At 60.9% G+C, this 12,082-nt stretch carries 13 protein-coding genes and 1 pseudogene; 1 reads left to right on the top strand and 13 read right to left on the bottom strand.

Annotated elements, in window-relative coordinates; translation table 11 throughout:
* Positions 1 to 20: 20 nt before the first annotated feature.
* From rseP to ACFWYE_RS03335, 8 genes and pseudogenes are all read right to left on the bottom strand, one after another.
* Complete coding sequence (gene rseP, locus ACFWYE_RS03370; RefSeq protein WP_379109549.1) at positions 21 to 1,163, bottom strand: RIP metalloprotease RseP; 1,143 nt, start codon at positions 1,161 to 1,163, stop codon at positions 21 to 23.
* Between the two features lie 96 nt (positions 1,164 to 1,259).
* Positions 1,260 to 2,087, bottom strand: coding sequence for a phosphatidate cytidylyltransferase (locus ACFWYE_RS03365; protein WP_379109547.1), 828 nt, complete (start codon positions 2,085 to 2,087; stop codon positions 1,260 to 1,262).
* Positions 2,084 to 2,830 (bottom strand): annotated as a pseudogene (locus ACFWYE_RS03360) (isoprenyl transferase); the annotation flags it as partial. The pseudogene ACFWYE_RS03360 and the gene ACFWYE_RS03365, both read right to left, overlap by 4 nt.
* 4 nt (positions 2,831 to 2,834) lie before the next feature.
* On the bottom strand, positions 2,835 to 3,389 hold the full coding sequence (gene frr, locus ACFWYE_RS03355) for a ribosome recycling factor (RefSeq protein WP_129415073.1): 555 nt from the start codon (positions 3,387 to 3,389) through the stop codon (positions 2,835 to 2,837).
* Positions 3,390 to 3,444: 55 nt separating this feature from the next.
* Positions 3,445 to 4,167: a UMP kinase gene (gene pyrH, locus ACFWYE_RS03350; RefSeq protein WP_054310889.1), complete on the bottom strand. Its 723-nt coding sequence runs from the start codon at positions 4,165 to 4,167 to the stop codon at positions 3,445 to 3,447.
* 160 nt (positions 4,168 to 4,327) lie between these two features.
* A complete protein-coding gene (locus tag ACFWYE_RS03345; protein ID WP_379109545.1) occupies positions 4,328 to 5,434 on the bottom strand; it encodes an aldo/keto reductase in 1,107 nt (368 codons plus the stop codon).
* A gap of 43 nt (positions 5,435 to 5,477) precedes the next feature.
* Complete coding sequence (locus ACFWYE_RS03340; RefSeq protein ID WP_379109544.1) at positions 5,478 to 6,020, bottom strand: nuclear transport factor 2 family protein; 543 nt, start codon at positions 6,018 to 6,020, stop codon at positions 5,478 to 5,480.
* Positions 6,021 to 6,063: 43 nt separating this feature from the next.
* Positions 6,064 to 6,795, bottom strand: a complete 732-nt coding sequence (locus tag ACFWYE_RS03335; protein ID WP_379109542.1) for a glucose 1-dehydrogenase — start codon at positions 6,793 to 6,795, stop codon at positions 6,064 to 6,066.
* Between the two features lie 98 nt (positions 6,796 to 6,893).
* Here ACFWYE_RS03335 and ACFWYE_RS03330 point away from each other — a divergent pair, with 98 nt between their 5' ends.
* Complete coding sequence (locus ACFWYE_RS03330; protein WP_379109540.1) at positions 6,894 to 7,829, top strand: LysR family transcriptional regulator; 936 nt, start codon at positions 6,894 to 6,896, stop codon at positions 7,827 to 7,829.
* Between the two features lie 241 nt (positions 7,830 to 8,070).
* On the opposite strand, the gene tsf is transcribed toward ACFWYE_RS03330, so the two are convergent.
* The 5 genes from tsf to ACFWYE_RS03305 form a co-directional block, all read right to left on the bottom strand.
* A complete protein-coding gene (gene tsf, locus ACFWYE_RS03325) occupies positions 8,071 to 8,991 on the bottom strand; it encodes a translation elongation factor Ts (protein ID WP_379070831.1) in 921 nt (306 codons plus the stop codon).
* Between the two features lie 221 nt (positions 8,992 to 9,212).
* A complete protein-coding gene (gene rpsB, locus ACFWYE_RS03320; protein WP_326892195.1) occupies positions 9,213 to 9,998 on the bottom strand; it encodes a 30S ribosomal protein S2 in 786 nt (261 codons plus the stop codon).
* 208 nt (positions 9,999 to 10,206) lie between these two features.
* Positions 10,207 to 10,818, bottom strand: a complete 612-nt coding sequence (locus ACFWYE_RS03315; protein ID WP_379109538.1) for a LysE family translocator — start codon at positions 10,816 to 10,818, stop codon at positions 10,207 to 10,209.
* Positions 10,815 to 11,093: a DUF4031 domain-containing protein gene (locus ACFWYE_RS03310; RefSeq protein ID WP_379070825.1), complete on the bottom strand. Its 279-nt coding sequence runs from the start codon at positions 11,091 to 11,093 to the stop codon at positions 10,815 to 10,817. Before ACFWYE_RS03310 ends, ACFWYE_RS03315 begins: the two co-directional genes overlap by 4 nt.
* Before the next feature lie 19 nt (positions 11,094 to 11,112).
* Positions 11,113 to 11,946: a cell envelope integrity EipB family protein gene (locus ACFWYE_RS03305; RefSeq protein WP_379070822.1), complete on the bottom strand. Its 834-nt coding sequence runs from the start codon at positions 11,944 to 11,946 to the stop codon at positions 11,113 to 11,115.
* Positions 11,947 to 12,082: the final 136 nt, after the last annotated feature.

The raw sequence follows: 12,082 nt of genomic DNA, 5'->3' as shown, positions 1-12,082 counted from the left end.
AGCCAAATTCCTTCATGATTTCAGCATCCAAACAAATCGTTCCAGAACACGAAACCCATGAACCCCAGGACGAGAATCATTCCCGTCCGATAAACCGCCTCCATCATCCGCTCGGACACCGGTCGCCGGATGACAGCCTCAATCCCGTAGAAGAGAAGATGGCCGCCGTCCAGTGGCGGAATCGGCAGAAGATTGAGTATCCCTATCCCGACAGACAGCAATGCGGCAAGTTGCACTAGCCACTCGAAGCCGAGCTTCGCCGCCTGCCCGGCCATACCGGCTATCTTGACGGGCCCGCCGAGCTGACATTTATCCTCCCGGCCAACGACGAAGCGCTTCATGAACAGGCCGGTGCGCTCGATGATCTGGCCGGTCGCCTCGACAGCCGCAACGACCGCGCCGCCTGGCGAATAGGTTATGTGCCTGGGCTGACCGACCTCCTTGTTGGTGGTCACGCCGATCACCGCGATCTTGACCTTATTGCCAAGCGCGTCTTCCTGTTCGGACAATTGCGGCGTCGCCACCACGCTGACATCCTTGCCGTCGCGCAGCATGACGAAGGTGATCGCATCACCCGCCCGGCCGGAAACGAGGCGCTGCACATCGGCAAAGCTCTCGACCTTCGCGCCATCGACGCTGACAAAGCGGTCGCCCGGCAGAATGCCAGCCTCCGCTGCAGGACTGCTGGGGCGAACCTCGGCCACCGCCGGTTCCAGCACCGACCGGCCGAAAGTCATGAACAGCACGGCAAAAACCGCAATGGTCAAAAGGAAATTGAACAGAGGACCGGCGAATACGGTCGCCGCCCGTTTCCAGACCGGCTGAGTGTGGAAGGCGATCCTGCGTTCGCTGTCGCTGAGTTTGTCGAGTTCCTCCTCGCCGGGCTGGCTCGAAGTCGCGTTCATGTCACCGACGAACTTCACATAGCCGCCGAGCGGAATCGCGCAGAGTTTCCAACGCGTACCGCGACGGTCATTGAAGCCGATCAATTCCGGACCGAAACCGATGGAGAAAGCGCGCACGCCTATGCCGCACCAGCGGCCGACAAGATAGTGCCCCATCTCGTGTACGAACACGACGACGGTCAAAACGAACAGAAACGGCACAAGCGTGCCGAGCACAAAGCCCTGGGTGCTCAACAGCGCGGAAAGAAACTCGTTCAATTCACGTCCTCAATTCCCCGGTCCTTGGTCCGCATCGCAAATGTGACATCAATCCAGGCGAATCCGTGGCACCGATGCGCTGTGCACGTCGAAACTTCAGACCGGAAAGAGCCCCTGCGCCGGATGATCGGCAGACCCTGCCACCCAGCCAATCAGGTACAGGGCCACGGCCGCAGCCACAAGTCCATCGACACGATCCATGACACCGCCATGGCCCGGAATGATCGTGCTGGAATCCTTGGCCCCATGGCGGCGTTTGACCCAGGATTCGAACAGATCACCGGCCTGTGCGACGATTGACAGCACCAGCGCCACGACAGCAAGCGAAGCAAGATTGGGTTGGCCTAGAACCGCCGCAACCAGAACGCCCGCAACAACTCCGAAAACCGCACCGCCCAATGCGCCGCTTCGTGTCTTGCCAGGCGATATGGCAGGTGCGAGCTTCGGCCCACCGATGGCCTTTCCGACAAAATAGGCAAAAATGTCGGTTGCCCAGACCACCGCAAACAGGAAAAGCACAGCGGCAAGGCCCGCCCGGTCGCTATCGCGCAGGAAAGCCAGTGCAAACCCGGAAAGACCCGCATAGGCGAGACCACCGGCATCCCATTGCCCCGCTCCACGCATCGCCACGCAGATCGCGGCGATGGCGACCAGCAGCGCGAGCACGGCCGCCGTCGTCAAAGCCGAGACCCCAGCAACGAGCACACCGATAAAGACCAGCATCAAGGCTTCCGGAAGAAAGCCGAGCCGACTTGCGCCGTTGGCGCGAGCCATATGAATCCATTCGTAGAAAACCGCGCCGGCGATCAGTGCCGCAAGAAGCCTGAAGGGCAAGGCGCCGAACCAGGTAAGCGCCAGTACGGCAATGCCAAGCACAACCGCGGACACCACCCGAATTTGAAGATTGCTGAGTCCATCACTCATGAGGCGACGTCTTGCGCTGCAAGACCGCCAAACCGGCGCTCACGCCCTCCAAAGTCGCGTATGGCGTCCGCCAGATGCTCACGGCTGAAATCTGGCCAATAGCAAGGCAGGAAGACAAGCTCACTGTATGCGGCCTGCCACAGCAGGAAATTGGAGAGCCTCATCTCACCGCTGGTGCGGATGAGAAGTTCCGGATCCGGTATGTCTGCCGTATCCAGATGCGCAGCGAAATTCTCGGCGTCGATCTGCTCGGGTGCGATCTCGCCGTTTATGGCAGCGGCGGCCAGCTTGCGCGCCGCGCGCACGATCTCGTCACGGCTGCCGTAGTTGAAGGCGATCAGCAGCGTCAGCTTCGAATTGCCCGCGGTTAGGGTCTCCGCCTCCACGAGCAGATTGCGAATGTCGGGCTGCAGGCTCGCGCGATCGCCAAGGATCCTGACCCGGACGCCGTTTTGATGCAGCTCAGCCAGATCGCGACGGATGAACAGCTTCAACAGTCCCATCAGGTCAGAGACTTCGGACTTCGGCCGCGACCAGTTTTCCGACGAGAACGCGTAGAGCGTGAGGTATGAAATACCGAGGTCGGGGGCGGCCTTCACGGTACGGCGCACGGCCTCCACACCGGCGCGATGACCAGCGACGCGCGGAAGACCGCGCGCCTTGGCCCAGCGTCCATTCCCGTCCATGATGATCGCGACATGCGCGGGCGTTGCCATGGTTCTGCTTTCGCGTCGGCTGTAGCCGAGCCTAAACCTGCATGATCTCTGCTTCCTTCTCGGAAAGCAGCCGGTCGATGGTCGTGATCGTCTCGTCAGTCAGCTTCTGAACGCGATCGGACTCCTTGCGATGATCGTCTTCGCTGATATCGCCGTCCTTTTCGGCCTTCTTCAGGTAATCCATGCCGTCGCGGCGCACATGGCGGGCAGCAACACGGGCGTTTTCAGCATAGCCGTGCGAAATCTTGACCAGTTCCTTGCGGCGCTGCTCGTTGAGTTCAGGCAGCGGAATGCGCAGATTGGTGCCATCGACGATCGGATTGAAACCAAGGTTGGATTCGCGAATGGCCCGGTCGACGGCACCCACCATCGACTTGTCCCACACCGACACCGAGATCATGCGTGGCTCCGGCACCGAAACGGTTGCGACCTGGTTGATGGGCATCGCCGAGCCATAGGCCTGGACGTGCACGGCATCGAGCAGGTTGGAGGACGCACGCCCCGTGCGCAACGAAGCAAGGTCTTGTTTGAAGGCGGCGATCGCCCCGTCCATGCGTCGCTTCAGATCGTTGTAGTCGCCACTCATTGTCGTCTCCCCGGCCCGCTGTCCGGGCCACTTGCGTCAGGGCTGAGCCCTGTTGTCAATTGTCGGCTACCACCGTGCAGTGGCCGCCGCCCTTCAATATCTCGCCGAAACCGCCCTTTTCGTGGATCGAATAGACGATTATCGGAATGTTGTTTTCCCGCGCAAGCGCAATTGCAGCCGTATCCATGATGGAAAGGCCCTTATTGATGACTTCGGCGTGGGTAATGCGATCGAAACGGGTTGCTGTCGGGTCCTTCTTGGGATCGGCCGAATAGACGCCGTCCACCTGCGTGCCCTTGAACAAGGCATCCGCGCCGATTTCGGCAGCGCGCAGCGCCGCTGCCGAATCGGTCGTGAAGAAGGGATTTCCGGTTCCACCGGCAAAGATCACCACCTTGCCCTGGTTCATGTAAGCGGTCGCCTGGCGCTGCGAGAAACTCTCGCACAGCTCCGGCATGGCGATCGCAGAGAGCACCACTGCGTCGACGCCGATCTTGTTGAGCGAAGTGCGCAGCGCCAGCGAATTGATGATGGTGGCCAGCATCCCCATGTGGTCGCCGGTCACCCGATCGCCCCCTTTCGAAGCGACAGCCACGCCGCGGAAAATATTGCCGCCGCCTATGACGACGCCGACTTCGACGCCAAGTGCCCTCGCCTCGGCAATGTCGGATGCAATGCGGTCAACTACCGAAACGTCGATGCCGAAATGCTGCTCGCCCATCAACGCCTCGCCCGACGCTTTCAACAGGACACGTCGGTAGAGCGGTTTGGTTGTCATTGGGTCCCCTGGGGTCATGTCGCGGGATGGTCCCGGGCGAAGCCCGGCGCTGTCCCGTACAGTTGGCGATGTGCTGCACCGGATACACGAAGGGCGCGGCCATGTCACGCCGCGCCCTCCTCCGATGGCCTTCACCTGTTGATGGATTCGCCGGCTTTCCTTAATTGACGCCGGCGTACGTTCCTTCAACCAGAGTCTCCGGATAGTAACCTGAGGGCTTGGAGCCGATCGTGGCGCCGCCGCTGATGCCACCCTGGATCTCGGATCCGAAGAAGGAATACGGAAACGGAACAACGGGGCGGCTGACGAGTTCGAGCCTTGCCCGCAACTCGGTCGGAATCTCGAAATCCAGGGCACCAAGATTGTCCTGCAATTGCTCCACCCTGGTCGCACCGATGATGGTGGAGGCCACGCCGGGTTGCGTTGCCACCCAGTTCAGCGCTACCTGCGCCATGCTTCTGCCAAGCATTGCCGAGACCTTTTCAAGTTCGGCGACAATGGCCCAATTTCGATCATTGAATTTCTGGAAACCGGGATTGGTCGTCCCACGCACCGTTTCCAGGCGCCCGCTCACCTTCCGAGCATCACCGGAGTGGTACTTGCCACTGAGCAGTCCGCTGCCCAGCGGGCTCCAGACCATGATACCGGCACCGTGCCGGGTGCCAAACGGCACGAACTCATGCTCAATGTTGCGTTCAACCAGCGAATACTCGAGCTGCAGTGTCGAAATCGGCTCAAAGCCGCGAAATTCCGCAACGGCCTGTGCGCGGCTGGCATACCAGGCCGGCACATCGGACAGACCGACATGCCGGACCTTGCCGGCACGCACCAGATCATCCAGCGTGCGCATCACCTCTTCCGGCGGCGTCAACCGGTCCCAACAATGCAGGATGTAAAGGTCGACATAGTCGGTTCCGAGCCGCTTCAACGAAGCATCAAGCGCCCGCACGATGTTCTTGCGGCCATTACCGCCGGTGTTGGGATCCGGCCCTTCCAGATTCATACTGAACTTGGTGGAAATGACCGCCTTGTCGCGCAGTCCCCTCTCCGCGATGAACGCACCTAGCCAGGTCTCGGATGTGCCGCCCGTATAGGCGTCCGCGGTGTCGAAGAAATTGCCACCCGCCTCGACATAGGTGTCAAACAGCGCGCGCGCTGCTGTTTTGTCGGCACCCCAGCCCCACTCGGTGCCGAAGGTCATCGCACCAAGTGCGAGCCGACTCACTTTGAGGCCGCTGTTGCCAAGCGTGTAGTAGATCATGCCCATGGAAGTCTCCTGAAATCCCGACGCTTTCCTGCAGCTGCACGGCTCATCTGCCGGGCGTGGTCTTCACCCAGTCGTTGCCGCGCTCATGCATCTTGTGAAAAGCAAAGGCATCGACTGCCCAGCCTCTGCTGCCCCGCACCATTTCTGCCGTGTAGGTACCCCACACCTCCCACAGCGGATCACCATTGCCTTCCATGCGGTTCCAGGCATAGCCATTCGATTTCACCACGGCCCGGTCCCCATCGATGGATACATCATGGTTGGTGCGCAGATGCAGGCTGGTCTTGCCGCCCTTCAGGTTCCCGGCCCATCCGGCGATCAGCTCATCGGCCGGGATGACGGTTTCGGGCTGGCCGCTGAGCGAACTGAAATCGACCCGCACGCGGTCGGCGAAGTAGCCGCGCGCCAGCTTCCAGTCCTGTGCGTCAACGGCGCGGTCAATCTGGTCGACAATGCGGATCAGCGCACGCTCGTCGACAAGTCTTCGCAGTTCAGCGTTCGAGGGTTCGGTTGCTGCGGCGCTGCTTCCCATGTCCGGAGCGGCCGCCACTGCAGCGTAAAGCGCAAGGCGCGTCAAAGCGTTCATCGTCGTTCCTCTTTTCGATATCAGTTGATGGGAGCTGGGGCAGTCAGAAGACGCCGCCGCCGGCACCGACATTCTGGCCGGTCACCCAGCGCGCCGCATCGCTGGCAAGGAACGCCGCGACTTCAGCGACCTCCTGCGGGGTGCCAATGCGACCGAAGGGCGACATGCCTGCCGCAACAACGCGATCCCGATCAGGCAGGAGCTCGGTGTCGGTGAAACCCGGCGAGATGGCGTTCACCGTGATGTTGCGCGGCCCCAGTTCGCGCGACAGCACACGTACGAACTGCTCCACGGCGCCTTTGCTGGCAAGATAGAGGGAGGTCTGGCCGAAGAACATCTTTGTACCGCCCGTCGAGGTGACGACGATGTGTCCGTTGTCGCGCAGCCGTTTCGCCGCTTCCTGCAGGATGAAGAAGACACCCTTGGTGTTGGTGTCGAAGACACGGTCATAGTCTTGTTCGGTGGCCTCGACGAGCGGCTTGATGATCGCCGTTGCGGCATTCGCCACGACAATATCGGGTCTGCCAAACGCCGCCTCGGCCTCATCGAAAAGTCGGCGGATGTCGACGGGGTTCGACACATCGGCCTGAACCGCGATCGCCTTTCCGCCCTTCGCCTCGATTTCATCAACGACTTCTCGCGCACGGCTTTCGTTCTCGAGATAGTTGATGACCACGCCTGCACCATCATCGGCCAGTCGTTCAGCGATCGCACGACCGATACCACGTGAGCTTCCGGTCACGATCGCGGTCTTTCCTTCAAATTGCCCCGACATTGCGTGCTCCAGCTTGATATTCCGTCATCAAGATGGCGGCTCGAGGATCAATTGATAATGTCATTTTATCTGCACTCATTATGCGATACGATTCATGAATGGATCGCGATCTGCTTGGCCATTTGCCCGTTATCGTCGCCGTGGCGCGACGCGGCGGTTTTGCGCCCGCTGCAGCGGAACTTGGCATGAGCCCATCGGCGGTCAGCCACGCGGTGCGACTGGTCGAGGAGCGGATAGGACAGCCGCTGTTTGCTCGTACGACCCGTTCCGTCGCCCTGACGGAAACGGGGCGAGCGCTGGTTGCCATAGCCGAACCCGCCCTGGACGATATTGCCGAACGCATGGAAAGCATCCGTGCCGTGAAAGGCCGCGCCAGTGGCTTGTTGCGGCTCAACACCTCACGGGTGGCGCTGACGCTGGCGCTGTTGCCGGTGTTGACGGCTATGGCGGAGCGCTATCCAGATGTGAGCATCGAAGTATTCACCGACGAACGACTGACCGACATCGTCGGAGACGGTTTCGACGCCGGCGTTCGGCTGGGCGAGATGATCGCGCAGGATATGGTCACAGTGCGGCTGACACCGCCCTTTCGCACCGCCATCGTCGCCTCGCCCGCCTATATCGGCCGAAATGGCAAACCTGAAAGCCTGGGTGAGCTCGCCGACCACAACTGCATCGGCTACCGGCTGCTGCGGTCCGGCGCGCTCTACCGCTGGGACCTCCTGGAGGATGGCAAAGACGTCAGCGTGGCTACGCGCGGCACCGCGATCGTCAGCGACCCTATGTCGGCGCGCGACCTCGCGCTTGCCGGAATAGGACTGGCCTACGCCTTCGAACCTCTGCTGCGGACAGATCTTGCAGCCGGGAGACTGGTTGAGGTTTTGCCCGAGACATCTATCGAGGAACCGGGCTTGTTCCTCTATTTCCCACGCCGCGCCTCAATGGCACCGAAGCTGCGTGCCTTCATCGACACCGCCCAGGAAATCGGCCGGGCATCGTCGCGGGCACTTGGTCATTCCAGCACCGCAGTCTGATGCCTCGAGCGACTGTGCGCTTCACCTGCAGTTTCTATGAGCCGCCGTGGCCAGCCAATCGCGTCCCATGGGACATTGCCGACAGTGTCGGCCAAAGGCGCAAGATGGCCCGTCTCTGAAGGAACTCTAATGGCGGGTTGTCTCAATCGGATGTCGCCCTGATCAACACCGCAAAGGAAATCGGCCGGGTATCCTCGCGGACACCCGGCCGATCAAAAAGCCAGAATGAAGCTTCGAGCGATTATTTCTTGACTGCCGCAGCGACCTCGGCCGCGAAGTCGGTCTCTTCCTTTTCGATGCCTTCGCCGAGGGCGAAGCGCAGATAGGCGGTGATCTTGGCCGGAGCGCCGATATCCTTCTCGGCAGCCTTCAGCGCCTGCTCGACGGTCAGGTCGGGATTCAGCACGAAAGCCTGCTTCAGAAGCACGACTTCCTCGTAGAACTTGCGCAGACGGCCTTCGATCATCTTCTCGATGACGTTTTCCGGCTTGCCCGAAGCGCGGGCCTGCTCGGAGAAGATCGCGCGTTCACGCTCGACGGCCGCCTGATCCAGCGCGTCGACGTCGAGCGACAGCGGGTTGGTGGCGGCAACATGCATGGCGACCTGGCGCGCGAAGGCACCAGCCTTGTGCGCGTCGCCGGCGGTCTCGATGGCGACCAGCACGCCGAGCTTGCCGAGATTGTCGGCAACCGCGTTGTGAATGTAGGTCGCAACCGCGCCTTCAGTGACCGTCAGCTTGTCGGAACGACGGAAGCCGAGGTTTTCGCCGATTGTGCCGACGGCGTCCTTGATGGTGTCCGTGACGCTCTTGTCGGAACCCGGATACTTGGCAGCAGCAACGGCCTCGGTCTTGCCATAGGCCAGCGCGACCTTGGCGACATTGGCCACGATCTCCTGGAAGGCATCGTTGCGGGCAACGAAGTCGGTTTCGGAGTTGACTTCGACGATCGCGGCTTCGCGCAGGCCGGCGTCCACAGCGATAAGGCCCTCGGCGGCAGTGCGGCCGGCCTTCTTGTCGGCCTTGGCGATACCCTTCGCGCGCAGCCAGTCGACCGCCGCTTCCATGTCGCCGTTGGTTTCGGCCAGGGCCGCCTTGCAGTCCATCATGCCCGCGCCGGTGAGGTCGCGCAGTTCTTTGACCTGTGCTGCTGAAATGCTCATTGTCGCCTCTTTGTTTCGCAATAGGCTGGCGCACCATCGATTCTTCGATGATGCGCCGCGTTCAGGCGCTTAACGCGCCAAGATATGAAATTGATGAAGGCCTGAGGCGGCCCTCGACCTTGGAGCGTTTCCATTTTTCACGGAAACGCGGAACCGCTCCAAGTTTTTTGTTTCACCGCATCTATGCGACACCAGGTGATGCCACCTGGCCGCAAAATGCCTTACGCTTCCGGAGTCTCGCTGGCCGGGGTCTCGCCGAGAACCGGCTCGACCGGAGCTTCAGCCGCGGCGCCGATGTCAACGCCCAGCGCGCCCTGCTGGCGGGCGATGCCGTCGATGGCAGCCTTGGCGATCAGGTCGCAGTAGAGCTGGATGGCGCGGGCAGCATCGTCGTTGCCCGGGATCGGGAAGTCGATCTTGTCCGGGTCGCAGTTCGAATCGATGATAGCAACGACCGGAATACCGAGGCGCTTGGCTTCGAGAATTGCGTTCGCTTCCTTGTTGGTGTCGATCACGAACATCAGGTCCGGGGTCGAACCCATGTCCTTGATGCCGCCGAGAGCCTTGTTCAGCTTCTCGCGCTCACGGTCGAGGTTCAGGCGCTCCTTCTTGGTAAAGCCCTGGGCTTCGCCACCGGAGAGCAGGTCATCAAGCTTGCGCAGACGCTGGATCGAGTTCGAGATCGTCTTCCAGTTGGTCAGCATGCCGCCGAGCCAACGCGAATTCACGTAATACTGCGCCGAACGCTGCGCGGCATCGGCAACGATGTCGGAAGCCTGGCGCTTGGTGCCGACGAACAGCACGCGGCCGCCCCGGGCAACGGTGTCCGAAACCTGCTTCAGCGCCTGATGCAGCAGCGGCACAGTCTGCGACAGGTCGATGATGTGGATGTTGTTGCGGGCGCCATAGATGTAGGGCGCCATCTTCGGGTTCCAGCGGTGGGTCTGGTGGCCGAAGTGAGCACCAGCCTCGAGAAGCTGACGCATGCTGAAATCTGGCAGAGCCATTGTCTAGTTCCTTTCCGGTTGACCTCCACGGACATTTGACGGTTTCTGGAAAACCGGATCGAAAGCGCATTGCTTTTCGGGGTTAACCTGAGCCGCCACCGGAGGTTTCAGCCGGATTTCTCCCGGACAGACACCAAAGCCCGTGTGTGGAATGGTCGCGCCTATAACCGTGTTGCAGCGCAAAAGCAAGCCTGCTGGCCGTACCCTGCTATCGCGCAGCTATAAAGGCTCCCGTACCAATCATCGCACCTCCGGCGACGCGGTTCATCATACGCATGCGCGCGGGCACCCGGAACCAGTACGACGCACGACCCGACAATGCCGCATAAAAACCCATGGTCAGGATGTTGGCCGAAACCACGACAGCAACCACGACAAGGCCATCGGCAAAGGTCATGGCGTGGAGATCGAGAATCAGCGGCATGATCGAGGCGTGGAACAGGATCGCCTTGGGATTGCCGAGCGCAATGGAAGCTCCAAGCACGAAGGAGCGAACGAACCGGCTCTCGCCCTTGCCACCCTCTTCCGCCCGGGCGGCCGCCGAGCGCCACATCTTGAAGCCGAGATAGATCAGATATGCGGCACCCGCATATTTCAGGACCAGGAATATCCATTCGAAGGTCTGCACCAGGGTGACCAGCCCGAGTAGCGCCAAGGTAACCAGAACGGCATCACCCGCCGCCACCCCCAGGCCGGCGGTAAAGGCCCGCGCGAAACCGCGCGAAACGCCATTGGTGATCACCGCAAACATCGCCGGCCCCGGCGTCATCGCCGCCAGGACGACCGCGGTGCTGTAGGCAAAGAAGGCCGTCAGTGTCATGTCCTCACCTTCCCGTTCTTGATCCGAACGCGCCGGAATACGGCAACGATCTCCTCGCGGCTGCATTCGATGGCGCCAAGCCGCACCGCGCGATCGCGCTCGAACCCCGTAATATCGTAATGCGGCGCCGATGTCTTCGGCGGTCCCTGATAGGAAGAACGCTTCACGCCGAGTTGAGCCGCGAACCCATGCAGTTCGTTGATGTCATCGGCAAGAAGATGGCACCAGCGATGGCCAGCCCATTTCCAGATTGCCGCATCGACATAGACCGCCATGGAACCGGCAGCAGCGCCGCTACTGCTTGCAGGGCTTCTGCGGCGTATCGAACAACGACAGATTGACCAGCTTGCCCGTCATCGAGAAATCGCCGTAGTCCATCGTGAGATCCCGCGTCAATCCGTTCTCATGCAGCTTGAAGGAGATACGATAGGACGGCAGCTCTTCGCCATCAGCCTTGTCGGTCTGGTCGAAATAGGCGATGTCGACCGGCCAGTATTTGTCCTTGCTGAACTTGGCGAGCGCCGAAACCTCCGGATCGTCCTTCGCTGCAGCCACGGGCTTGCCGACCACCACAGTCGTCGTCATCACCTTGTCTGCCGTGTCCGACCCGTCATACAGGCTGGTCTCGTAGAAGGTCTCGCCCTTTTCCGCCTTGCCGATCAGTTCCACCAGATGCTGGGTGGGGAACTGGGTCGAGGTCAACTCCAGGGTCTTCCTGTCAGGTTTGTCCAGGACGACCTTGAGATCCTTGGGTTCCTTTGTCGCCGTGCCCTTGATTTCCTTGTCCATCGACTGATCGACAAAGGACTTTGTCACGAAGGAGAAGGTCTTGCCCTGCGCGTCTTCGAAGGTCGTGGTCTGCTGGTCGGTAAGGCGCGTGTTGTTGTCGTTGGTCGCGATCTGCGTCACGAACCGGAACTTGACTGTATAGCCTTCGCAAGGCGAGCCGTTGAATTCGTAGACCATGCGCCCCGACAGGCCGGTGATGCCTGACCGATCGGAAGCCTTGTCCAATGCAAGGTCATAGACGGCGCGGTGTGGCTGCAGCAACGGCGCGGCAAAGACTGGAGCAGCGGGCAGAGCAGTGGCGAGCAGAAAGGCACTGGTTAGAAGGCGCGTCACGCGCATGGGCAGCTCCGGTCGGTGCGGCTGACAGCTGAGCCGCAAAAGATGATCTACATCACAAAAAGTCGTGGCGGAAGCGTGTCAAACAATGCAGTTTCGACCCAACCAACGCGACACCTTCAAGCAATAGGGAATTACC

The sequence above is a fragment of the Mesorhizobium sp. NPDC059025 genome (assembly GCF_042739655.1).
Classification (GTDB): Bacteria; Pseudomonadota; Alphaproteobacteria; order Rhizobiales; family Rhizobiaceae; genus Mesorhizobium.
This window is presented reverse-complemented; position numbering and strand designations above follow the sequence as displayed.

Excerpts from the sequence above, each read along its gene's own strand:
- ACFWYE_RS03315 (WP_379109538.1), bottom strand. The coding sequence starts at position 10,818 with ATGACACTGACGGCCTTCTTTGCCTACAGCACCGCGGTCGTCCTGGCG.
- ACFWYE_RS03305 (WP_379070822.1), bottom strand. The coding sequence starts at position 11,946 with ATGCGCGTGACGCGCCTTCTAACCAGTGCCTTTCTGCTCGCCACTGCT.
- ACFWYE_RS03365 (WP_379109547.1), bottom strand. The coding sequence starts at position 2,087 with ATGAGTGATGGACTCAGCAATCTTCAAATTCGGGTGGTGTCCGCGGTT.
- pyrH (WP_054310889.1), bottom strand. The coding sequence starts at position 4,167 with ATGACAACCAAACCGCTCTACCGACGTGTCCTGTTGAAAGCGTCGGGC.
- frr (WP_129415073.1), bottom strand. The coding sequence starts at position 3,389 with ATGAGTGGCGACTACAACGATCTGAAGCGACGCATGGACGGGGCGATC.
- ACFWYE_RS03310 (WP_379070825.1), bottom strand. The coding sequence starts at position 11,093 with ATGGCGGTCTATGTCGATGCGGCAATCTGGAAATGGGCTGGCCATCGC.
- rpsB (WP_326892195.1), bottom strand. The coding sequence starts at position 9,998 with ATGGCTCTGCCAGATTTCAGCATGCGTCAGCTTCTCGAGGCTGGTGCT.
- ACFWYE_RS03340 (WP_379109544.1), bottom strand. The coding sequence starts at position 6,020 with ATGAACGCTTTGACGCGCCTTGCGCTTTACGCTGCAGTGGCGGCCGCT.
- ACFWYE_RS03330 (WP_379109540.1), top strand. The coding sequence starts at position 6,894 with ATGGATCGCGATCTGCTTGGCCATTTGCCCGTTATCGTCGCCGTGGCG.
- tsf (WP_379070831.1), bottom strand. The coding sequence starts at position 8,991 with ATGAGCATTTCAGCAGCACAGGTCAAAGAACTGCGCGACCTCACCGGC.
- ACFWYE_RS03335 (WP_379109542.1), bottom strand. The coding sequence starts at position 6,795 with ATGTCGGGGCAATTTGAAGGAAAGACCGCGATCGTGACCGGAAGCTCA.
- ACFWYE_RS03345 (WP_379109545.1), bottom strand. The coding sequence starts at position 5,434 with ATGGGCATGATCTACTACACGCTTGGCAACAGCGGCCTCAAAGTGAGT.